The 21,668-nt window shown below is 41.6% G+C and carries 19 protein-coding genes and 1 pseudogene; 10 read left to right on the forward strand and 10 right to left on the reverse strand.

The annotated features are described in order from the left end of the window. Window positions 1–60: 60 nt before the first annotated feature. Window positions 61–3,024, forward strand: coding sequence for an EAL domain-containing protein (locus tag CWB80_RS14745; RefSeq protein ID WP_206004329.1), 2,964 nt, complete (start codon window positions 61–63; stop codon window positions 3,022–3,024). A gap of 16 nt (window positions 3,025–3,040) precedes the next feature. Here the strand turns inward: CWB80_RS14745 and CWB80_RS14750 are convergent, their stop codons facing one another. Further along, window positions 3,041–3,370, reverse strand: coding sequence for an SUI1 family translation initiation factor (locus tag CWB80_RS14750; RefSeq protein ID WP_054553231.1), 330 nt, complete (start codon window positions 3,368–3,370; stop codon window positions 3,041–3,043). Window positions 3,371–3,503: 133 nt separating this feature from the next. Here CWB80_RS14750 and CWB80_RS14755 point away from each other — a divergent pair, with 133 nt between their 5' ends. The 4 genes from CWB80_RS14755 (at window position 3,504) to CWB80_RS14770 (ending at window position 7,448) form a co-directional block, all read left to right on the forward strand. Next, the gene (locus CWB80_RS14755) at window positions 3,504–3,809 is read left to right on the forward strand and encodes an STAS domain-containing protein (protein WP_054553230.1); all 306 of its coding nucleotides are present in this window, start codon (window positions 3,504–3,506) and stop codon (window positions 3,807–3,809) included. Further along, complete coding sequence (locus CWB80_RS14760; protein ID WP_138599022.1) at window positions 3,809–5,479, forward strand: ATP-binding SpoIIE family protein phosphatase; 1,671 nt, start codon at window positions 3,809–3,811, stop codon at window positions 5,477–5,479. The genes CWB80_RS14755 and CWB80_RS14760 overlap by 1 nt, the downstream gene beginning before the upstream one ends. A 45-nt stretch (window positions 5,480–5,524) precedes the next feature. Then, window positions 5,525–6,184: a GAF domain-containing protein gene (locus CWB80_RS14765; protein ID WP_138599021.1), complete on the forward strand. Its 660-nt coding sequence runs from the start codon at window positions 5,525–5,527 to the stop codon at window positions 6,182–6,184. Between the two features lie 73 nt (window positions 6,185–6,257). Further along, window positions 6,258–7,448 (forward strand): amino acid aminotransferase, encoded by a 1,191-nt coding sequence (locus tag CWB80_RS14770; RefSeq protein ID WP_054553227.1) that lies wholly within the window; start codon window positions 6,258–6,260, stop codon window positions 7,446–7,448. Window positions 7,449–7,525: 77 nt separating this feature from the next. On the opposite strand, the gene CWB80_RS14775 is transcribed toward CWB80_RS14770, so the two are convergent. The 8 genes and pseudogenes from CWB80_RS14775 to CWB80_RS14810 all read right to left on the reverse strand — a co-directional run bounded on the left by CWB80_RS14775 (window position 7,526) and on the right by CWB80_RS14810 (window position 15,750). Beyond that, a complete protein-coding gene (locus CWB80_RS14775) occupies window positions 7,526–8,275 on the reverse strand; it encodes a DUF3379 family protein (protein ID WP_138599020.1) in 750 nt (249 codons plus the stop codon). After that, a pseudogene (locus tag CWB80_RS14780) lies at window positions 8,275–8,823 on the reverse strand (sigma-70 family RNA polymerase sigma factor); the annotation flags it as partial. The gene CWB80_RS14775 and the pseudogene CWB80_RS14780, both read right to left, overlap by 1 nt. A gap of 78 nt (window positions 8,824–8,901) precedes the next feature. Further along, a complete protein-coding gene (locus tag CWB80_RS14785) occupies window positions 8,902–10,551 on the reverse strand; it encodes a BatD family protein (RefSeq protein WP_138599019.1) in 1,650 nt (549 codons plus the stop codon). Further along, window positions 10,545–12,419: a vWA domain-containing protein gene (locus CWB80_RS14790; protein WP_138599018.1), complete on the reverse strand. Its 1,875-nt coding sequence runs from the start codon at window positions 12,417–12,419 to the stop codon at window positions 10,545–10,547. The genes CWB80_RS14785 and CWB80_RS14790 overlap by 7 nt, the downstream gene beginning before the upstream one ends. 1 nt (window position 12,420) lies before the next feature. Further along, on the reverse strand, window positions 12,421–13,410 hold the full coding sequence (locus tag CWB80_RS14795; protein ID WP_138599017.1) for a vWA domain-containing protein: 990 nt from the start codon (window positions 13,408–13,410) through the stop codon (window positions 12,421–12,423). Beyond that, complete coding sequence (locus tag CWB80_RS14800; protein WP_063529706.1) at window positions 13,403–13,843, reverse strand: DUF4381 domain-containing protein; 441 nt, start codon at window positions 13,841–13,843, stop codon at window positions 13,403–13,405. Before CWB80_RS14800 ends, CWB80_RS14795 begins: the two co-directional genes overlap by 8 nt. Before the next feature lie 2 nt (window positions 13,844–13,845). After that, a complete protein-coding gene (locus CWB80_RS14805; protein WP_055020719.1) occupies window positions 13,846–14,790 on the reverse strand; it encodes a DUF58 domain-containing protein in 945 nt (314 codons plus the stop codon). 3 nt (window positions 14,791–14,793) lie between these two features. Then, window positions 14,794–15,750: an AAA family ATPase gene (locus CWB80_RS14810; protein WP_054553219.1), complete on the reverse strand. Its 957-nt coding sequence runs from the start codon at window positions 15,748–15,750 to the stop codon at window positions 14,794–14,796. Between the two features lie 336 nt (window positions 15,751–16,086). Between CWB80_RS14810 and fadI the strand changes: the two genes are divergently transcribed. From fadI to CWB80_RS14835, 5 genes are all read left to right on the forward strand, one after another. Continuing rightward, window positions 16,087–17,397 carry an acetyl-CoA C-acyltransferase FadI gene (gene fadI / locus CWB80_RS14815; RefSeq protein ID WP_054553218.1) on the forward strand — a complete coding sequence of 437 codons (1,311 nt, stop codon included), beginning with the start codon at window positions 16,087–16,089 and terminating at the stop codon, window positions 17,395–17,397. Next, entirely contained in the window at window positions 17,397–19,634 is a 2,238-nt protein-coding gene (gene fadJ / locus CWB80_RS14820; protein ID WP_138599016.1) for a fatty acid oxidation complex subunit alpha FadJ, read from the forward strand. The genes fadI and fadJ overlap by 1 nt, the downstream gene beginning before the upstream one ends. A 146-nt stretch (window positions 19,635–19,780) precedes the next feature. Beyond that, window positions 19,781–20,131, forward strand: coding sequence for a type II toxin-antitoxin system RelE/ParE family toxin (locus CWB80_RS14825; protein WP_058586352.1), 351 nt, complete (start codon window positions 19,781–19,783; stop codon window positions 20,129–20,131). 5 nt (window positions 20,132–20,136) lie between these two features. After that, window positions 20,137–20,439 carry a transcriptional regulator ProR gene (gene proR / locus CWB80_RS14830; protein ID WP_054553216.1) on the forward strand — a complete coding sequence of 101 codons (303 nt, stop codon included), beginning with the start codon at window positions 20,137–20,139 and terminating at the stop codon, window positions 20,437–20,439. A 112-nt stretch (window positions 20,440–20,551) separates the two neighbouring features. Further along, window positions 20,552–21,082, forward strand: a complete 531-nt coding sequence (locus CWB80_RS14835) for a GNAT family N-acetyltransferase (RefSeq protein WP_054553215.1) — start codon at window positions 20,552–20,554, stop codon at window positions 21,080–21,082. 13 nt (window positions 21,083–21,095) lie between these two features. Here the strand turns inward: CWB80_RS14835 and CWB80_RS14840 are convergent, their stop codons facing one another. Further along, window positions 21,096–21,482, reverse strand: a complete 387-nt coding sequence (locus tag CWB80_RS14840; protein ID WP_054553214.1) for an MmcQ/YjbR family DNA-binding protein — start codon at window positions 21,480–21,482, stop codon at window positions 21,096–21,098. Window positions 21,483–21,668 lie beyond the last annotated feature (186 nt).

Raw genomic sequence — 21,668 nt, forward strand, 5'->3', positions numbered from 1 at the left:
TAAGGTAGTCCTGTGGTGTATCGACGACCGCCATCCCGGTTTGGGGTGAATTCATTAAGTATGAAATTGTCGCTGTTAATCTCTGCTATTTGTTTAATTGCAGGTATTTGCGCTGCAGCTTTAATGCTTAAATCAGAAGAAAAACAGCTTGTTTTTGAAGAGCACGAACTTTTAAAGCATTCGAGTGAACGCTTGAGTCGTCAATTCAATCGCTTAATTAACACCAAAATAAATATTGCAGAGCAAGCTAACAATGTCGTTAGTAGTCAGCTACTGCATAATGAGTCACATCTACAAAATAACCGCAGCGCAGATATAAAGTTTGCAGTTGATGGCAGTATTCGCAGCACTTCTGAGGATGGTTTATCAGCTTCATTTATTCCACAAGACCAGTACTCTAATTTTTATAAGCAGCTGATTAACGATTCTGAATCGCTATGGAAAATTGTCTCACCAACGCTTATCCAAGACTTTTTTAATTTTTATTTAATCACTAAAGATAACTTTATACGTATTGCTCCACCTAATTGGGCGCTCAATGTACCGGGCGATTTTGACTTTACCAAAGGCGAGACATTTAATTACGCACAAGCTGCAACAAACCCGAGCCGAGAAGCTGTATGGTCAAAGGTGTATTACGATACTATTTGGCATAAGTGGGTAGTAAGCGTGCTTGTGCCAATCTATCTTGATAACGAATTTTTTGGTGTCACTGGTAGTGATATTGCTCTTGAAACCTTATTGGCACAGCTGCCTATTGGCGATCGTGAGCAACATTTATTAGTGTTTGATGCGAAAGGTCAGCTCTTAGCTCATCCTGATTTAGATAAAACAACGCTTGAGCAATATGGCCGTGAAGGTAAAAAGTTGCTGACTGAAGATTTTGTTAATCCTGATCTACAAAAATTAGTGTCTGAAACCATTCGCTTAAAATTACCAGAGTCTGCAAATTCATTTGTACAAGATGGTGAAACCCATATTATCAATATCCGCAAAGTCGAGAACCTTAATTGGTATATTGGTATTTATAAAAAGCGCTCGTCGGCACTTTCTGCGCTTGAAGAGCTAAAAGTAAAATTCTTTGGCTTGTTTATCCTGTACGCTATTTTAGTTGCCTTGTTATTGCATCAAGCACTTTATCAATTAGTACTGCGTCGTATTCACTCTTTGGTAAATGCGGTTGTTAGTTTTGGTAAAGGGCAATTTCAAACTGAATTTCCTAAAGTGAACAAAGACGAAATAGGCACGCTTAATGGCTCTTTTAGAGACATGGCAATAGAAATTCGTAAATTAATCGATGGTTTAAATCAGCGCATTAGCGAAAAAGAAATAGCTGAAAAAGCAGCGAACCGATTATCCAAAGCGGTTGCCTTCTCAGGCACTGGCGTTGTGATCACTAATCAAGACTTTGAAATCAAATACGTGAACCCGAAAATGGTTGAGATGACGGGTTTCGAGGAACGCCACTTTATTGGCTCACCATTGATGAATATTATCTCTCAAGAAATGGCGATTTTAGTTGACGATATTGATATCGACCTACGTAGCCGTAACTATTGGCGAGGAGATACTTTATTACAGGGTAATGAGCGTCAATCTGTATGGGTTTCATTGAGTATTTCTCCAATCCGCGAAGAAGGGGGGGAAATCACCAGTTACGTGGCTTCAGCTCAAGATATTTCGTTTGTGAAAGAAAGTCAGCGAAAAATGGAACAGCTTGCCTATTTTGATACATTAACAGGGCTTGCAAACCGTACTTTCTTTAGAATGCAGCTACGCAAGTCTATGGCACTTGCTGAACGTGGTCATTATGCATTTGCTTTATTTTACTTTGACTTAGATGAATTTAAACGTATCAACGATACGCTAGGTCACGATGCGGGCGATCAGTTATTGGTTGAAGTTGCTAATCGTTTGAAAAAGCGTTTACGCACCGAAGATACCATTGCACGTTTAGGTGGTGATGAGTTCGCAGTCCTGTTAAGTGGTATTGAGCATCAAACTCACGCCATGGAAGTGGCGAATACCATTCAACGTACTCTTAATGAGCCTATCAAACTAGGTAACAATGAAGTGATAATTAGTGCCAGTATTGGTATCACGATGGCACCATTTGATAGCCAAGAGGAAGATCAGCTACTGAAGCATGCTGACCTTGCTATGTATGAAGCAAAAGCGAAAGGGCGTAATACTTACCACTTTTATAGCCAAGAGCTTAATGCTGCTGCCAATGAACGCTTGTTTATTGAAAATGAGTTACGTACAGGTATTCGTGAGGGGCAGTTCCAGGTTTACTATCAGCCACAAGTAGATTGTCGCAGGAATCAAGTTGTTGGCTATGAAGCACTCATACGGTGGTTCCATCCAAATGAAGGCATGATACCGCCAACTAAATTCATTCCTATTGCTGAAGCTACAGGTTTGATTGTTGAGCTTGGAGCGTGGATATTGCAAGAAGCGTGTGAGTTTGCTGCACGTTTAGCAAGCCAAGACTTAAAAAATAATATTTCAATCAACTTATCAGCACGTCAATTTAAAGATGCTAATTTGGTGTCGACGCTTGATAAAATCATCAAGCAAACAGGTGTTGAACCAAAACGCATTCACTTAGAATTGACTGAAAGTATGTTAATGGGACATGTTGAGGCGGCGATCTTACAACTGCATCAACTAAAAGCACTTGGCGTTTCAATTTCAATTGATGATTTTGGTACCGGATACTCGTCACTGAGTTATTTGAAACGCTTCCCAGTCGATATTTTAAAAGTTGACCGCTCTTTTGTGAAAGATATCCCTGAAGACAGTAATGATATGGAGATCACTGCTGCGATTATCGCAATGGCACAAAAACTTAAGCTTAACGTTGTTGCTGAAGGGGTCGAAACTAAAGAGCAAATTGAGTTTTTACAAAATAATAACTGCTTTGTTGTGCAAGGGTATTACTTCAGTCCGCCTGTGAGTGAGGCTGAATTACCTAAGTTATATGAGCATTTACAGTCACTAGATTTAATCAAGAATGATTAACAAAGTAGGGGGGAAGTTAACCCCCTGCTATTTTTACTTTGAATTTCAGCGCTTCGAGAATCGCTTTTAGCTTATCTCTGTCATCACCTTGAACTTCGATGATACCCTCTTTTACTGCACCGCCTTGACCCATCTTACTTTTAATGGTTTTGGCTAATTTTTTTAAGTCATGTTGTTGGCTATCAATACCAACCACTAACATCACACCTTTACCTTTGCGTCCTTTTGTTTGGCGTTCGATTCGTAAAAAACCATCTTTAAACATTTTACTTTGTGCAGGTTTACTTTCTTTGGGTTGTTCAATGCGCCCTGTAGAAGTTGAGTAAACTAGATTATTTTCGCTCATAGTGGATCTCGTTGTAGAAGCTTAGATAAATGATAACAAATTTAATCCTAAGTGTTTTATTTTTTGGCTTATTTGTTCTAAGCAGTTATATTTAGATAAGTCTTCGGAAAGATTTGTTAAATAGGAGTTTATTATGAGTTTGACGCGCAGTACATCTGCTGATGGCGCTATTTTAACCGTACAGATAAAAGGAAAGTTTGATTTTAATTTGGTGCAATCTTTTCGTCAGGCATACGCCGACTTAAACAGCAATATCAATAAAGTCGTTATTGACCTTAGAGAAACTGATTATATGGACAGTTCAGCATTAGGTATGTTGCTCAATATGAAAAAAAACCTAACGGGCAAAGTTGATACAATACAAATAAGTAACTGTCAGCCTCAATTAAAGAAAATCTTACAAATATCTCGTTTTGATAAAAAATTTGATATCGATTGATGCTTAATATATTAGTAGTCGATGATTTAGAGCTAAATCGTCGTTTATTAACTGTGATGTTAGAGCAACAAGGCTACCGGGTTTTCACTGCCGAAAATGGACTTGTTGCTTTAAGTCTTCTTGACGAGCAAAAGATAGACATCGTACTGCTTGATGTCATTATGCCAGTGATGGATGGCTTTGAAACAGCTGCAATTATAAAAGAGCGCTACAGCCAAGTTTACTTACCTATTATTTTTATAACCTCTTTAGAAGACGAAGCAAGTTTTGAACGCTGCTTAGCGGTCGGTGGGGATGACTTTTTACACAAGCCATTCCAAGAGGTAATCTTAAATGCGAAAATTAAAGCACACAGCCGCATTCGCAATCTAAGTCAAAAAGCAAGAGAGCAGAATTTACAACTTGAGTACCATCAAAATCAAGTTGAACGTGAGCATGAAATTGTCGAGCACATTTTTAATAACGCGCTTGAAAACCAACAGTCATTCCCTACCCATTTAGATTTTCATTTATCGCCTGCTGCTATGTTTAATGGCGACATGTTTTTGGTTGGGCAAAGTCCAATTGGCAGCTTGTATTGTATGCTAGGAGACTTTACTGGTCATGGCTTAGCTGCTGCTGTTGGTGCATTACCGGCATCTAGAGTCTTTTATACGATGGTAAGTAAGGGCATGTCGGTAAGTGACATTGCAGCTGAGATTAACTCAGTATTGGCGAAGTTATTACCTGGGCATATGTTTTGTGCGGCAACTATTCTAGAGCTTAGCAATACAGGTAAAAGTGTTTCTGCATGGTTAGGTGGCCTGCCAGACACCTATATCATCGATCAGCAGGGAAATATAATTCGTACATTAGAATCTCAACATATGGCGTTGGGAATTTTAGAGGATGATGAATTTGAACGCGCTTTGATCCATACAGAGGTTGAAACTACATCACGAATCGTTATGGCGACTGACGGAATTATTGAAACGATTAATCCAAGAGAAGTTTATTTTGGAGAAAAACGGTTTAAAGATGTGCTTGCCTCTAGAGATAACATTTCCTGTCATCAAGTGCTCGAAAGAGTTAAGCGTTTCGCACAAGGTAACGAGCAGCAAGACGATTTAAGTTTAGTGTTGTTAAATTGTTTGCCGGTGCCTCAACCTGAACAAATGGTAGAACCTTATTCTGAATTGCCATTTAACTTCTCTTTAAGCTTAAATTCAAAGCAGATTAAAAGCACTGATCCTGTTTTAGAGGTTGTTAATGTGATCAGTCGGGTACCAGGTTTAAACGCTCACCGAGCCAATATTTTTCTTATCTTATCTGAGGCTTATAATAATGCGCTTGATCACGGTGTTTTAGGACTAGACTCTGATGTGAAAAATCATGACGATGGTTTTTTAATTTATTATCAACAACGAGAAAAAGCATTAGCTAATTTAACCGATGCATTAATTATCATTGATATCCGCTATAGCCCTGAAGAGTATGCTTTGTATTTTACAATTTGTGACTCGGGACATGGATTTAACAAACAAGATTCTGAGCAACAAAACTTAGTGCGAGAGCATGGCAGAGGTTTATGTTTGCTGAGCGAAATTGCGACTGGCGTCACATTCAATAGTGCAGGCAACCAAGTCGAAATTTATTATCAATTAACAGCAAGCAGTACTAGCTCACACTAAAATCGCATGTTATCATTCTGGCATTATAGATGTTTGGATGGCTAAATGATTTCTAACTACTTATCGACTGCTCAACTTGATTTACCAGAAAGCTTGGTTGCTGAGCAATTATCAAACCTTGATCATTACTTTGCACAGTCAGCTTTACCTGCAGTGCGCTGGGAATACCAAATTCCTGAGCTAGGCGAGGGCGGTGCGTGTAGCTTGTTTGGCTACTTACAAGATGAACCATTCAAATTAAATGATTATGTTGCCGATGATGCTACCAATACTGAAAAGCTGGCTAAGCTTCAACAAATTATCGATTTTGTTGTTGCCCAAACTCACGTTGATTGGTTTGGTATTTACCAAGCAACCAATACTGAAGAAGGCTCTCAGTTATTAAAATTGGTATATCACGGAGCACCGAGTCGTCCGTTATTCCCGCTAACTGAAGCATTTGCTAAAGGTAGTAACAATGTTCAAGTGGCACTTTCTAAGCAAGGTCGTGTGATCAATAACGTTGCTGATTATCTTGCCCAAGGTGGAGAGTATTATACTTGCGACCCGAAGGTGAAAGCTGAGACTTGTTTACCATTATTATCAGACAAAAATGAATGCTTAGGTATTATAGATGCGGAAGCATTTAATAATGATTTCTTTGATCAGCAGACCCTCGCATTACTTGTGGCTTGTTGTATTAAAATTCCTCAACTCTTGGTCTAATTTAACTAGTAATCAGGCTGGGTTTTTATGTTAAGCTAGTGGCAACGCTAACCCCTATAAAAAGAGATAGTCAATGTTCTCAGAATTAAAACCATTACCAACAGATCCTATTCTTGGCCTAATGGCGGCCTTTAAACAAGATACAAACCCAAAGAAAATCGATTTGGGTGTAGGTGTTTATAAGGATGAGCAAGGCAATACGCCGGTATTAAAAGCGGTTAAAAAAGCGGAAGCGTTTCGTTTAGAAAACGAAACCAGTAAATCGTACATTGGCTTGGCAGGTAACCTAGATTACTGCCAAAAAATGGAAAACTTATTACTGGGTGAGCATCCAGCACTTTTAGCTAATCGTGTTCGCACGGCACAAGCACCAGGTGGTACAGGTGCATTACGTGTTGCAGCAGAATTTATCAAACGTTGCAACAAAGATGCGACAGTATGGGTAACTACGCCAACGTGGGCAAACCACATCAGCTTATTTGAAGCGGCGGGCTTAACAGTAAAAGAATACCCTTACTACGATTACGAAAATAAAGACCTTTTATTTGATGACATGATTAATACCCTTAAGCAAGTGCCTAAAGGTGATGTGGTGTTATTCCACGCATGTTGTCACAACCCAAGCGGTATGGATTTAAATGCTGAGCAATGGAGCACAGTTGCTGATCTTGCTGTTGAAGTTGGTTTCACGCCACTGGTTGATATTGCTTACCAAGGTTTTGGTTCAAGCCTTGAAGAAGACGCAGCGGGTCTTCGTAAATTAGCAGCAGCGGTAGATGAGCTAATCATCTGTTCTTCTTGTTCGAAAAACTTCGGTTTATACCGCGAGCGTATCGGTGCATGTTCAATTATTGCTAAAGATGCAGCGACTGCTGATATCTCTAACTCTGTATTATTAAGTGTTGTACGTAGCATCTATTCAATGCCGCCTGCGCATGGTGCTGATATTGTTAGCACGATTTTAGGTAGCACTGAGCTGACGCAAATGTGGCATGACGAGCTTGATGAAATGCGTAATCGCATTAATGGTTTGCGTACATTAATCAAAGAAAGCTTAGCTGCGAAAGGCATTGAGCAAGACTTCTCATTTATTGACCGTCAAAATGGTATGTTCTCATTTCTAGGTATTAATAAAGAGCAAATCGAGCGCTTACAAAAAGAGTACTCAATCTACATTGTTGGTTCTAGCCGTGTAAACGTTGCTGGTATCAGTGATGCAAACATTGATTACTTTGCAAATGCAGTAGCAGACGTTTGTAAGTAACTTGCTTTATAGCGATAAAAAAACCGCAGTGACTGCGGTTTTTTTATGCCTGTAATATGTGTTACTACGAGTAGGTATTAGTGCAGCCAGCGAATGGCGTCATTGATCATGTTATTGTAGCTATCAAGTGGCGCACCAATACTCGCGATTAAGATGGTATCAGCCCGATCGCCTCGGTTGATGTGGCCTGCGAAACGCTCATCATTGAAATCATCAGAGCCGGTGCCAAATGGTTGCTCGTCAGAAGGCACAATGAATACCGTCATTGGGCCAAAATCTGACTCAAATACCAAGTGTAGGCCTTTTTTACCCTGAAAATCACAAAACATTAAATAGGTTACTTTACCTGGTAGCTCATCTAAGTGACCGCCAATGGTGGCAAACTTTTCGTTTACCGAAGCAAGATCTATTGCTTCATGTTTATCTAGCGAGCCAATTTCATGGTAAAGATGCGCAAAGGCATGCTCACCCACACTGTATAACGTATGTTGTTTGTTACTGACAAAGAACACACTAATTGCCACTAAAAATGACGCTGCAGCGGCTAAATACAGTCGATTAAAGGCAAAGCGTGACTTAGCCTCAACAATGGTGTCTAGCGGTTGCTCAGCGCTTTCTGCTTCAGAACTATATGTATTATCAATAATTCGCTGTGCTAAATTTTCAGGCACGGGGATGTTAAGTGCTTTGCTTAGTTCATCGTCAAAGGCACGTACATCATCAATAAACGCCTGTTTATCTGTGTCCTGCTCGGCAAACGCTTCAAGTTCCTTATCAATAGTGCTTGGCTCGGCGAGGATGCGGCGGCGAAACTCGAGTTCATCCATTAATTTGATGCTCCTCTAAGTTGGTCATCATCACTGCTTAAAGCCTCTTTAAGCTGGTTTCTGGCACGAAAAAGTCGTGTCATGACAGTATTTTTATTTAAATCGAGGATCTCGGCGATTTCATCGCCAGAGCAACCCATTACCACTTGCAGCAGCAATGGTTCTCGATATTCTTGTGATAACTTTCCTATTTGTCGTTGAATCACTGTTTGTTCCATTTCAGCATCAAGGGTTGAACTTTGTTCATCTACAAGGGTGTCGTTTTCAACATCGGCGTAATCAAATTGTTTACGTTCAAAACGGCGTGCATTCTCGCGGCGCAAAATAGTCAACAGCCAAGGTTTAACTGCTTGTTGGTCTTGCAGTGAATCCAAGGCACGCCAAGCCCTCAGGAAGGTTTCCTGCACTAAGTCTTCAGCAATGTTCTGATCACGACACAACCAATACGCAAAGCGAAAAAGCTCACTGTGGTAGACATGAACCAGCGCTTCATATCGCTTTTGTTTTTCTGTCATAGTAACTAAGACCTGCCTATCAGAAAAAAACTTTCTGAGATTATTATTTTTTTCTTAAAAAAACGGCTAACTCAAGATTAGCCGTTTATTTTCAACTATTTAGGTTAATAGTTAATCATAAAGATTCTTTAATTCAGTGTCATTACATGTTGATTTAGTTTGCTTTGCGGCTTGGCTTAGCAAGCTGACGATTAAACTTAAATCAACCTGTTCATCTGCTGAACTATAAAGTTTAGTGCGTAATTTAGCAATTTCATCATTAAGTTGTGTGTTTTTGAGTGATGCTAATAAACATTCGATGGCCGCAGCATTTTTACCAGTCTGTTGTTTTGCGTAGTGGTTTAATGCGTTATAAAACCCAGAGTTATTGTTTTGTTTTGCAAACTGCTTAAGCTCATTTAACGATGCTGATGAACCACTGGTAGGTAATGGCTCAGCTGTCGGTTGCTGAGGACGCTTTTTAAAGTAAAGCACTAAGGTGATTAGCCAAAGTCCATAGCCGACCACTGCCACGATAATAAGCCACATAGGGGTCGTTACTTTTGTGACCGTTTGCATATTAGTTGGCGTATCACCCAGCTCATTAGAGCTTCCGGTTTGCGGCTCTGCGATAGCAGGAGCTGTTGGTGTGAGTGGGTTTGTACTTGGCACAACTGTTAATGTACGAGCAGGTATGGTTGCGTAGCTAATACGATTGATTTTAGTATTAAACCAAGGCAGCTTTATTTCAGGCAATGTGTAAGTGCCCGGTGTTTGCGGTAATAAAGCATAAGAAGCTGTTTGCTGAGAAATAACACGGCCATCACGTACCAGATGGTTACTCTCTTTTTCATCAGGGTAGCTTCTAAAGCCTTGCACCTGTGGCATATCGATATCAGGAAGTTGCTCTTTAGTAACCCCCAATGCAGTTAAAGTAATGGTGCGAGTGATAGGGGTGCCAACTTCAACGGTGTCGTCTTTTGGTTGCCATTGCTCATCAAGGTTAACCAGTTCGCTTGGTAGCCATGCACCTGTGTAGTTATCTGGGATTGGCTTGATTTCAACATCAACATCTTCGCCCATCGCTGAGACAGCCATTTGGCGATAGTTTTGACGAATACGGCCGTTGAACACAGGTGCCGTAATAGTATTTACGCCACTTTTTTGTGGCTGCACTAAGTACTCACGGGTGATCACTAAATAGCGTTTGCCATCAATTAACTCATAGTCTTCAGATTGCTTGTTAATTGGGGTTAGCTCAGCGTTTTCCATTTCTGGCGTAGTTAAGTTGCCATCCAGCAATTCTTTGTTGTTGTCTAAATACAATTTAACCGTATAAACACCTGCTTCTTGCACGTATAAGCTACTTGGCTTGATGCTGGTTTTAATGAAGGCTTCTTTATTTTGTTCAGAGGTTTGGCTTCGTTTAGCCACCGTTAGCTCAATGGGTTTTGAACTAACACCGGCAACAGTAAAGGCAGGGATGGTATAAGTGCCTTCTTTACGGGTCATCAGCTTTACAGACCAGTTGGTTTGCTTGCTGATTTCACCATTAATAATATTAGTGCGCGAGCTAACACTGGTTGGCCCTACAACAAAGTCTTTTAATAACACCGAAGTGTCAGGTTGCTCGCTGTTAATAGAGTCGTCTGCTGAGATGGTTAAAACAAAAAACTCACCAGCAAGGACAGGGTTTTTATCAACACTTGCCTGTAGCTGGGTGGCAGCCCAAAGCGGCGCTGCCGCGATTAGCAATAAACAACATAATAATCGCATTACCATGATTTTTCGGCTCCTCGTGGACGACGTTGATAGTTTCGTTTTTGTGCTTCTAATTGCATTTTATTTCTTAATAAGATCGCAGGATCATCGGGAACTTTGCGCAGCAGCTGGTTAAGTTGCTGGGCTTTTTCTTTCTCTTCATTAGTCAGTTCAGCAGCTTGTGCCTGCATGGCTTGTTGCTCTGCTTGCTGTTTAGCTTGTTCATCACTTTGCGATGGCTGTGGCTGAGCATCTTGTTGCTCGGGAGCTTGCTCTGGCTGTTGTTCTCCTGATTGTGACGACGTGTCTGCTTGTGATTCCATTTCAGGTTTGTTTTGCTGGTCACTATTAGACTCGCTTTGCTCACCTTTTTGATCTGATTGCTCACCTTGCTCTGACGGTTGTTGGCCATCTTGCTGCTCACTCTGCTCTGAGTTTTCACCTTGCTGTGAATTTTCACCCTGTTGCTTTTGCTGGTTATCTTGCTGGCCATCAGAGTTTTGTTGATCGTTGTTTTGCTGTTGATCTTGTTGCTGTTTTTGCTCTTGCTGCTGCAATAGCTGTTCAACGAGGGCTTGGTTTTCTTTTGCCTCAGTGAAGTCATTTTTAAGCTGTTGGGCTTGCTTATACGCTTCTATGGCTTGCTCTAGCTCACCTGCCTTAGCAAGGGCATTTCCGTAGTTGTACAAACCCGTCGCCGATTTATCTTCACTAAACGCATCCATGGCCGCTTGGTAATTACCTTGCTGATAAAGAGCAGCGCCTTTTAATTGCGTGTTTTGTGCTTGGGCGGCTTGTTCAAATTGATTTTGCTGATAGGCATCAAGAGCACGTTGGTCTTGGTTTTTAAATACGTCTGGTAATTCAGCGGCGTAAACCTGTTGCTGAGGCAGGAGCATAACAAACAAAAAGCCAAGCACTAGGCTGCTACGACGAATTAAAAAGAGCGCTAACGGCAATAAAATAATCAGGCCGTAAATACCGGCATCAACTCGCCATAATGCTTGGCTTTGTTTCTCATCTTTGAGTACTTCTGCATTGGCAGTGGGGGCAAATGTTTGAATATCCTGATTACTGGTTTGATACAGTGCGAATTTGCCACCGCTATTACGTGCAAGCGAACTTAAGCGGCTAACATTAAGCGTCGGAATAACAATCTGTCCTTGAATGTCTTTTAAAAAGCCACCTTCTGGTAGCTTAATCGGCGCACCTTGCTCTGTGCCAACGCCGTAGACATTTAAGCGATAATTAGACTGAGCGGTAAAGCGGCTAATATCTTCTTGATCTAGGCTATCAACCCCATCGGTGACTAAAATAATATCACCATCTAAATAGCCAGCTTGTTTAAGTAAATCATCGGCTTTTTCTAGGCCTTCAATAACATTCGAACCTTTGCTCGGCATGATATCTGGGCTCAGGCTTGGGATAAGGTTAGCCAACGTGCTAGCGTCATTGGTTAGCGGCGAAATAGTAAATGCAGAGCCTGCATAAGCCACTAATGCCGTATCACCTTCTTTGAAAAGCTCAATCATATCAAGTGCTTTAAATCTAGCCTGCACTAATCGGCTTGGTGCGATGTCGGTACTGAACATGGAGTACGACATATCCATCACAATGACCCGCGCATTCTTTGCTTGAAACACCGGAACTTGTTTCTTTTCAAAGCTTGGACCTGCTGCAAAAACGATGGCTAAAAGAGTAAATACAGCAACTAGCCAAAGCGGTTGGCTTTGTTTTTTATGATTGTCGCTCATTACAAACTGCGCCAAATGGGGCGCAATTAAATCAGCGGGGGCGCTTTTTTTGTTGCGTACCAACAGCACACTAAAAATAATCAGCGCGGGAATTAATAACCAAAGTAGGGCAGGGCGAATAAATTCAAAATCCATACTAGCTCTCCTGCTTAAATTGGTGAATAAAACTGACGAGCATTGCTATGCTTATTAAGCCCAGCGCCACAAGCAGTGGAATATAAAACAATGAAATTTGTGGGCGGAACGTTTGCTCATCGTTACTGATAGGCTCAAGTTTATCGAGCTCTTGGTAAATTTGCTGTAAACCAGCCACATCTTTTGCTCTAAAGTATAAGCCGCCAGTTTGATCAGCAATGCGTTTTAGTAAAGTTTCATCCAAGTTACCACCACTCATACCACCCATATTAAACAGGCTAAAGCCACGTTTACTATCTGAGCCAACACCTATGGTATACACTTTAATGCCTTCTTCGCGGGCTAACAGCAGGGCATCTTCTGGGTCAAGGTTACCGGCAGTGTTTTGACCATCGGTTAATAGCACTACGATACGGTTACTTTCATCTTTATTAGCAAAACGTTTTACGGATAAACCTAACGCATCACCGATGGCTGTTGCTCTACCTACTAGGCCAATTTGCGCTTCGCTGAGCATTTGGCTCACCGTTTTAACATCACGGGTAAGGGGGGTTTGTAAAAATGCGGTATCCCCAAATAAGATAAGACCAAGGCGGTCACCTTGACGCTGCTCGATAAAATCACTGAGTACAGCTTTTACCATAGTGAGCCTATCTACATATTGATTATTTCGATACTCCATATCTTGCTCTGTCATAGAGCCAGATAAGTCCACCGCCAGCATAATATCGCGGCCTTCATTAGGCAGTGTAATAGGTTCATCAAGCCAAGTTGGGTTTGCAATAGCGACAACTAAAGAGATCCAAACAGCCCATTCAAGCAATGAAACTTTGCGGCTGTGTTGCTGTACTGCTTGATTATTTAAGCCAAGCTTAGCAAAGCCAGGAATACGTAAACGTAACTGCCCTTGTTGCTTTAACGGCATAAAGCGGCTTAATATCCAAGGCAGAGGTAAAAGCACAAAACACCATGGCCAACTAAACTCAAACATTAATTGGCTCCTTGAGTTTAAAGTTGCTAATAGCATTGCGTAATTTAGCTGCAAGTTCAGCATTATTACTTTGTTGTTGATAAAGCGGCATCAATTCGTCGTAACTAAATTTATCGCCACTCAGTTTCGATAAACTTTCAGACCACTTTGCCAAAGGCTGAGAAGCAAGCTGATTGCTGTAATAATGACGAGTTAAGCGTTTTAAAATAATGTGTAGCTCTTGCGCGTCATCATCACTAAGGGTTTTACTTAACTTAATGGCTTGTTTTTTGGCTTTTTTAAATTGCTGGTTTTTATATAAAAGCACTAAGCCGATAATTAATAACGAACCAACTAAGGCGATGATCAGCCACCAAATTGGAGCAAGTGGCCACCATGCAACCTCGGTCGGTGCAATGACATCATGTAAGCCATCTAGCGGATTTTTTTGCATTGTTACTTTCTCACTAATTGCAGCTCAAGAGGCGTGGCTGCACTGAATGAAATTAAACTAAGCCCAGATTTTTGTAAGCGTTTTAATCTGTTAGAAAACGACTCTTCGGCTGACTTAGCAAAGCGCTCGCGAAATTGCTTATCCATTAGAGGTAAAGCAAGCTCTTGGCCATTCGCCGACACGGTCACCGTTTGTTTAAAAGCAGGTAGCTGGTGCTCGAACGGATCGCTTATATGACAGCCAATCAATTCACAGTGCCTGCTCAGCATTTCAAGTTGTTTGAAGCTGGCTTCATCAAGGGCACTAAAATCAGAGACGATATAAACCAAGCTCCCTGGTTTTGCTAAATGATTAAGGCGTTTAAGGTTTTCGCTAAATAAGCTGGTGGCTGTTTGGTCGATATTAGTCAGAGCCTGGCTGTGAATATCACATAAGTTGTGACACAGCTTTAACACGGCTTTTTCTCGAGAGGTCGGTTTTAATTCGTGATGACCTTGCTGATTAAACACCAAGCCACCAATGCGATCACCTCGTTGACACGCCGACCAAGCAACCAATGCGCTAATGTGCGCTGCTTGCACTGACTTTAATAATAACTTTGAGCCAAACAGCATCGAGTTAGAAAAGTCGGTAAAGACGAAAACAGGGCGTTCTTTTTCTTCTTGAAACAACTTAGTGTGGGTTTCGCCAGTCCGTGCAGTAACACGCCAGTCGATAGAGCGTATGTCATCACCGGCTTGGTAATGACGCACCTCGGCAAACTCCATACCGCGGCCTTTATGGGGCGCAAGGTATTGCCCAGCTAAGCTGTTTTTGATTTTTACTTTGGGCGCAAGTTCTAGCAAACGAGCTTTGGCTTTGTAATACATCAACTCTTTGAGTGATAAATTGACGCCTTGACTATGACTCGCTGCTAACCACGCCGCTGTATCAAATTGGCTCGACATAGCTTATGGCACTGCCACCAATTCTAAAATACGGCTGATCACATCGTCTTTACTGATGCCATCGGCCTGTGCTTCGTAACTTAAGATAATACGGTGACGCAATACATTATGCAGCACTGCTTGAATATCATCTGGGGCAACAAAGTCACGGCCTTCTAGCCAAGCATGCGCGCGGGCACACTTATCAAGGGCAATCGTTGCACGTGGGCTTGCGCCATATTCAATCCAGCGGCCAAGTTGTTCATCAAGCTCTGCTGCTTCACGAGTGGCAACAATTAACTGTACTAGGTATTTCTCAAGCGGCTCAGCTAAATACAAACCTAATATCGCTTTACGGGCAGCAAATAGCTCACTTTGACTAATTTGCTGTGTCGTTGCTTGCTTGTCAGAAATAGCCTCGCCACGGGTTAGGCGTAGGATATCTAATTCGTGTTCAGCACCCGGGTAATCAATGCTCAAATGCAATAAGAAGCGGTCAAGCTGAGCCTCTGGCAGAGGGTAAGTGCCTTCTTGCTCTAGCGGGTTTTGGGTTGCCATAACCATAAATAGATCAGACAGTGGATAGGTGTTTTTACCGACCGTTACTTGGCGTTCAGCCATGGCTTCAAGAAGAGCAGATTGCACTTTAGCAGGGGCACGGTTTATTTCATCTGCCAAAATTAGGTTATGAAATAATGGGCCTTTTTCAAATACGAACTCACTGGTTTGCTGGCGATAAATATCGGTACCAGTTACATCTGCAGGTAATAAGTCTGGGGTAAATTGTACACGTTGGAAGCTGCCTTCAACGCCTTTCGCTAAGGCATTGACTGCACGCGTTTTCGCAAGACCCGGAGGGCCTTCAACTAATAAGTGGCCATCTGCCAAAATTGCGATTAACAGTGCTTGAGTTAATTGTGGTTGGCCGATAATTTGCGTGTCTAGGTATGATTTTAATTGTGAAAATGCGTTAACTGCCATAATAAAAAGACTGTCCTAAAAGCGTGAGTCAAAAATTGTTTTTGTTATGCGCCAATGCGTTATATTCAGTACCGATAAATTATTTGCGCGGTACCGTAATGGGGCGCTATTAACAAGTTATAAGGATTCAAAAGTTATAACACAAGTGTTAGACACAAAATCCTCAAATAGTTCGTTATTTTTTAAGGATTTTTAGCCTACCATATAAATACGGTGTTTTTTTGTAAATAGGCCGAAAAAAGCCTATGGTTGAAAACTTACTATTGGCATTCGTACACGGGTTGTTTTAGAATCAGGAAAAACAAACAGGTCAGACCTGTCAGCGGGAGAGCATAAATGTCTGAGCAAAATATACTTAAAACAGCAAAAGGCGATCGTATCGCTATCGTTAGCGGCCTGCGAACGCCATTCGCAAAGCAAGCCACAGCATTCCATCATGTACCAGCCCTTGATATGGGTAAGTTAGTTGTCAACGAAATGCTTGAACGACTTAACTTTGATAAATCTGAAATTGACCAACTTGTATTTGGACAAGTAGTGCAAATGCCAGAAGCGCCAAATATTGCCCGTGAAATCGTATTAGGTACGGGTATGCCTGTTTCTGTTGATGCTTATTCTGTTTCGCGTGCGTGTGCAACAAGTTTCCAAGCCATTGCTAACGTAGCCGAGTCAATTATGGCAGGCTCAGTGCAAGTAGGTATCGCTGGTGGTGCTGACTCATCGTCTGTATTACCTATTGGTGTTAGTAAAAAATTAGCGGGCAGCCTTGTTGATTTAAACAAAGCACGTACGCTTGGTCAGCGATTAAAGATTTTCTCTAAATTACGTTTAAAAGATTTACTTCCTGTTCCGCCTGCGGTCGCTGAGTACTCTACTGGTTTATCTATGGGTCAAACAGCAGAGCAAATGGCGAAAACACATAGCATCAGCCGTGAAGATCAAGATGCCTTAGCACATCGTTCGCACACCCTTGCAAGTCAGGCGTGGGCTGATGGTAAACTTAAAGATGAAGTAATGACTGCCCATGTTGCACCTTATAAGAGCTTTATTGAGCAAGACAATAACATTCGTCATAACTCAACAGTTGAAGGCTACGCGAAATTAAAACCAGTATTTGATCGTCAGCACGGATCAGTGACTGCAGCTAACGCAACGCCATTAACTGATGGGGCGGCTGCGGTATTAATGATGAGTGAGAGTAAAGCTAAAGCATTGGGTTACGACATTCTAGGTTATGTACGTAGCTTTGCTTTCTCAGCAATTGGTGTACATGAAGATATGCTAATGGGCCCGGCGCACTCAACGCCAATTGCCCTAGATAGAGCTGGTATCACATTAGCTGATTTAGATTTAATCGAAATGCATGAAGCATTTGCAGCGCAAACACTGGCTAATATGAAGATGTTTGCGTCAGATAAATTTGCACAAGAAAAGCTAGGTCGCAGCAAAGCGATCGGCGAAATAAACATGGACAAGTTCAATGTATTAGGTGGCTCACTTGCATACGGTCACCCATTTGCGGCAACAGGTGCGCGCCTGATCACGCAAAGCTTACATGAACTTAATCGTCGCGGTGGCGGCTTAGCGCTTACGACTGCGTGTGCAGCGGGTGGCTTAGGCGCAGCCTTTGTATTGGAGAGTGCGTAATGACAGATTCAGTATTTAGTTTATCAGTGGCTGATGACGGCGTAGCCGTTGTAACCATTGATGTGCCGGGTGAGAAAATGAACACCCTGCGCAGCAGTTTTGCAGAAGATTTAAAAACCTTACTCAAAGACGCACAAGCGCAAGCAGTAAAAGGAATGGTATTTATCAGTGGTAAAAGCGATAACTTTATCGCCGGTGCTGATATTAAAATGCTTGATAGCGCCAATAGCCGTGAAGATGCATTAGCGTTAAGCGAAATGTGTCAGCAAGCATTTTTCGATATGAAAAAGCTGCCTTTCCCAACAGTAAGTGCTATTCATGGTGCTGCATTGGGCGGCGGTTTAGAGTTTGCTTTAGCTTGTGATTATCGCGTGTGTTCAGACAGCGATATCACTAAGCTTGGTTTGCCAGAAGTACAGTTAGGCTTATTACCTGGTGGTGGCGGTACTCAACGTTTACCTAAATTAGTTGGCTTGCAAAAAGCACTTGAGTGGATGCTTACAGGTAAGCAAGTGCGTGCTAAGCAAGCGAAGAAAACAGGCTTAGTAAATGACTGTGTACCACACAGTGTATTACTTGACGTTGCTAAAGAGTTTGCTCTTAAAGGTAAGGCTAAAGTTACTAAACCTAAGCTAGACCGCTTAAGCCAATTACTTGAGTCAAACCCATTTGGTCGCAATATTATTTTCAAAAAAGCACAAGAAAACGTGCTGAAGAAAACAGGCGGTCACTACCCAGCACCTTTAGCCATTATTAAAGCGGTTCGTGCAAGTGTTGAACTTGATCAGTTAAAAGCATACAAAACTGAAGCTGAAGGCTTTGCCACGCTGGTAATGAGTGATGAGTCAAAAGCATTACGCGGTATTTTCTTTGCAACCACTGAAATGAAAAAAGAGTGGCGTAATGATGATGCCCCAGCAATCGCTAAAGCGGCTGTATTAGGTGGCGGCCTCATGGGCGCGGGTATTGCTCATGTTAGTGCTGTAAAAGCGGGTGTTCCAGTGCGCATTAAAGATGTGGCTGAAAAGGGCATCAGCAATGCAATGAACTACAGCTACAAGATTTTAGATAAAAAGCAAAAGCGTCGTATTTTATCTAAAGCTGATCTACAACAAACCATGAACCGCATTACAGGTACCACCGATTACAGCGGCTTTAAACACATTGATATCGTTATCGAAGCAGTGTTTGAAGATCTTGCTTTAAAGCAAGGTATGGTGGCTGATGTAGAACGTGAGTGCCAAGACAACACGATTTTTGCAAGTAATACCTCGTCATTACCGATTGCACAAATTGCTGCTGATGCAGCACGCCCAGAAAATGTAATTGGTCTGCATTACTTCTCACCTGTTGAGAAGATGCCACTTGTTGAGATCATTCCACATGAAGGTACGTCTGAAGAGACTATCGCACGCGTTGTTAACTTTGCCCGTAAGCAAGGTAAAACACCGATTGTGGTTAAAGATATGGCTGGTTTCTATGTAAACCGTATCTTAGCGCCTTATGTCAATGAAGCGGCTAATTTACTGCTTGCAGGTGAGCCAATTGAAAAGATTGACCAAGCATTGGTTGAGTTTGGATTCCCGGTAGGGCCTTTAGCGTTACTTGATGAAGTCGGGATTGATATCGGTTCTAAAATTGCGCCAATCCTTGAAAAAGAATTGGGCGAGCGCTTTAAAGCACCTGATGCCTTTAATCGCTTAATCGATTCTAAGCGTTTAGGTCGTAAGACTGGCCGTGGTTTTTATCTTTACGACAAGAAAGATAAAAAAGTGGATGAGTCAGTTTACGAGCTACTTGGTGTTACGCCATCACCTCGTTTAAACAAGAGCGAAATTGCTAAACGTTGTGTTGCGCAAATGCTAAATGAAGCGGTGCGCTGTTTAGATGATGGCATTATTGCAAGCCCGCGTGATGGTGATATTGGTGCTATTTTTGGTATTGGTTTCCCACCATTCTTAGGCGGTCCATTTAGCTATATGGATAAACTGGGTGCAGCACAAGTGAGCTCAGAAATGGCGACTTTTGCTAACTACAACCCAATTTTCACACCTTGCGATACGTTAAAAGCAATGGCTGAAAAGGGTGGTCGTTTTTACCAAGCAGAAAGCGAAGAGCCGGCTGTAGCTGAAGCTGAAGCTGAAGCTAAGCCTGTCGATCCGGTTGAAGTAACCAAAGAAGTGGTTGAAGACGAGCAAGCGTCAGAAGAAGCTGATAAAGAAACGACTAAAAGCTAATTCTTTAAATTAGTTAATTTTAAAAGCCCTGCTCATTGAGCGGGGCTTTTTTATTGGTTCGAACTTGGTTAGAAGTTGAGCGGATTAAATCTTGACTATAGGTTATTATCTATATAGATTTAAATCTATGGTCAAGGAGGACTCATATGTGGTTAGTTGAAACAACCGACAGGTTCGATAATTGGTTTGACGCCTTAGATGACACAGACCGAACTAATGTACTTGCGTGTTTATTGGTTCTTCAGGAGCGAGGTCCTATGCTAGCAAGACCTTATGCAGATACAGTGTATGGTTCTTGTTTTAGTAATATGAAGGAGTTAAGGATTCAAAGTAAAGGGATTCCGATACGTGCTTTTTTTGCTTTTGATCCTAACCGAAAAGCGATTGTTCTCTGTGCGGGTAATAAAAACTCAAATGAAAAAAGGTTTTATGAGCAAATGATCCCGATAGCTGATAGTGAATATTCGGCTCACCTAGATAAGTTAGAAAAGAGGTAAATATAATGGCTAGAACACTGGAAAAGTTATTGGCGAATGAAAAACCAGAAGTGGTAGCCAAAGCTAAGAAAGCGGCGTCAGATATGCTTCTCAATATTCATTTAGCAGAGCTTCGTGAACATATGAAACTAACACAAGGTGAGATGGCAAAAGAGCTTGGCGTCAAGCAGCCAACGATATCTGACATGGAGAAACCAGGTCGTGACGTTAGATTATCATCATTAAAGCGCTATGTTGAAGCTGCTGGGGGTACCTTAAGACTTGATGTTGAGCTCCCGGACGGGAGTCATTTTGGCTTTGAAGTATAACTAAGTTAAGTCTAAAAAATGTGGGCTTTTCTTCTATATTGGCCATAAGTGGTATTTAACTCACGAAATCAGTTTGTTATAACTAGGTTTATTTACAAAGCGATTAATCACCATGACTCTCACCACTGCGCGATTAACATTAAGGCTGTTAAATGCCGATGACTGGCCGCTGTTTTATACTTTGCATAATGATGCTCAAGTGATAGAGAAGTGCTTCGATAAGCCCTCAGAGGCGCAACTACGAGCAAAGTTTAATGAGCGTTTAAAGCCTTGGCAGCCAAATTCGAATTCACCACTTTGTTTAGTTATTGTTGAAACCAGTACGGGTAAAGAGGTGGGTGTGACGGGGTTTACTTCATCAACAGTGCCAGATAGTCAAGAAGTTGGTTATTTGCTACTGCCTAACTTTCATGGTCGTGGCTATGCCACAGAGTCTTTGCAAGCGGTGCTTGATTACGCCAAGTCAGAACATGCTGTGCGTGAATTTAAAGCGGTTGTCACCGAGGGTAATATCGGTTCAGAAAAAGTACTTGAGAAATGTGGTTTTCAGTTAGTCGATAAGCAACTAGATGCGTATGCTATTGGCGGTGTTTTGTATACCGATCATCATTTTCATTTAAGTTGCACTGATCACAGAGCGTGATCAGTGCGCAATTTTACAGATGAAGCTCAATTGCTTTTCTGTCTTTTTCTGGCATATTCGCAACCACTAAATCAAACGAGTTATCAATCATTCGTTCAATCTCTCCCTGTGGTACGGTGCCATCTAAAATAACCGTATTCCATAAACGTTTGTTCATGTGATAACCCGGGATCACCGACGGGAAAATATCACGCAGTGCTTGGGCTTCATCTGGATCACATTTCAGATTTAGCCACCATACAAGGTTTCCCTCATCGTCTGTTTGGCCTTCTTTGCCCTCGGCAAGGGTAGCAAACATTTTATGATTCACCTTGTAAACGTCGACATCTTGGCCAAATGGTTGGGTGATCATCACCAATGGCTTTTTCATTAAATACTCGTGTACTGTGTGTTGATTCATGATCCAATCCTTGAAGTCATTTTTCGTAGTTATAAACATAGCAGCTTTTTCGTAGTTTGGAGACAACTATCGTTATAATTTGCTGAAAAATAATATAAATAAAGGCTCTGAGATTAAACTGTAAATTTTTATTGAACAAAAGCTATTACGTGGTAAATTTCTGTCATCAAAAAACGATAGGAATAC

The sequence above is a fragment of the Pseudoalteromonas sp. S1650 genome (assembly GCF_005887195.1).
In the GTDB taxonomy this organism is placed as follows: domain Bacteria; phylum Pseudomonadota; class Gammaproteobacteria; order Enterobacterales; family Alteromonadaceae; genus Pseudoalteromonas; species Pseudoalteromonas simplex.

Bases quoted from the DNA above. Each gene is read 5' to 3' on its own strand.
- CWB80_RS14745 (WP_206004329.1), top strand. From the start codon at position 61: ATGAAATTGTCGCTGTTAATCTCTGCTATTTGTTTAATTGCAGGTATT.
- CWB80_RS14750 (WP_054553231.1), bottom strand. From the start codon at position 3,370: ATGAGCGAAAATAATCTAGTTTACTCAACTTCTACAGGGCGCATTGAA.
- CWB80_RS14755 (WP_054553230.1), top strand. From the start codon at position 3,504: ATGAGTTTGACGCGCAGTACATCTGCTGATGGCGCTATTTTAACCGTA.
- CWB80_RS14760 (WP_138599022.1), top strand. From the start codon at position 3,809: ATGCTTAATATATTAGTAGTCGATGATTTAGAGCTAAATCGTCGTTTA.
- CWB80_RS14765 (WP_138599021.1), top strand. From the start codon at position 5,525: ATGATTTCTAACTACTTATCGACTGCTCAACTTGATTTACCAGAAAGC.
- CWB80_RS14770 (WP_054553227.1), top strand. From the start codon at position 6,258: ATGTTCTCAGAATTAAAACCATTACCAACAGATCCTATTCTTGGCCTA.
- CWB80_RS14775 (WP_138599020.1), bottom strand. From the start codon at position 8,275: ATGGATGAACTCGAGTTTCGCCGCCGCATCCTCGCCGAGCCAAGCACT.
- CWB80_RS14785 (WP_138599019.1), bottom strand. From the start codon at position 10,551: ATGGTAATGCGATTATTATGTTGTTTATTGCTAATCGCGGCAGCGCCG.
- CWB80_RS14790 (WP_138599018.1), bottom strand. From the start codon at position 12,419: ATGGATTTTGAATTTATTCGCCCTGCCCTACTTTGGTTATTAATTCCC.
- CWB80_RS14795 (WP_138599017.1), bottom strand. From the start codon at position 13,410: ATGTTTGAGTTTAGTTGGCCATGGTGTTTTGTGCTTTTACCTCTGCCT.
- CWB80_RS14800 (WP_063529706.1), bottom strand. From the start codon at position 13,843: ATGCAAAAAAATCCGCTAGATGGCTTACATGATGTCATTGCACCGACC.
- CWB80_RS14805 (WP_055020719.1), bottom strand. From the start codon at position 14,790: ATGTCGAGCCAATTTGATACAGCGGCGTGGTTAGCAGCGAGTCATAGT.
- CWB80_RS14810 (WP_054553219.1), bottom strand. From the start codon at position 15,750: ATGGCAGTTAACGCATTTTCACAATTAAAATCATACCTAGACACGCAA.
- fadI (WP_054553218.1), top strand. From the start codon at position 16,087: ATGTCTGAGCAAAATATACTTAAAACAGCAAAAGGCGATCGTATCGCT.
- fadJ (WP_138599016.1), top strand. From the start codon at position 17,397: ATGACAGATTCAGTATTTAGTTTATCAGTGGCTGATGACGGCGTAGCC.
- CWB80_RS14825 (WP_058586352.1), top strand. From the start codon at position 19,781: ATGTGGTTAGTTGAAACAACCGACAGGTTCGATAATTGGTTTGACGCC.
- proR (WP_054553216.1), top strand. From the start codon at position 20,137: ATGGCTAGAACACTGGAAAAGTTATTGGCGAATGAAAAACCAGAAGTG.
- CWB80_RS14835 (WP_054553215.1), top strand. From the start codon at position 20,552: ATGACTCTCACCACTGCGCGATTAACATTAAGGCTGTTAAATGCCGAT.
- CWB80_RS14840 (WP_054553214.1), bottom strand. From the start codon at position 21,482: ATGAATCAACACACAGTACACGAGTATTTAATGAAAAAGCCATTGGTG.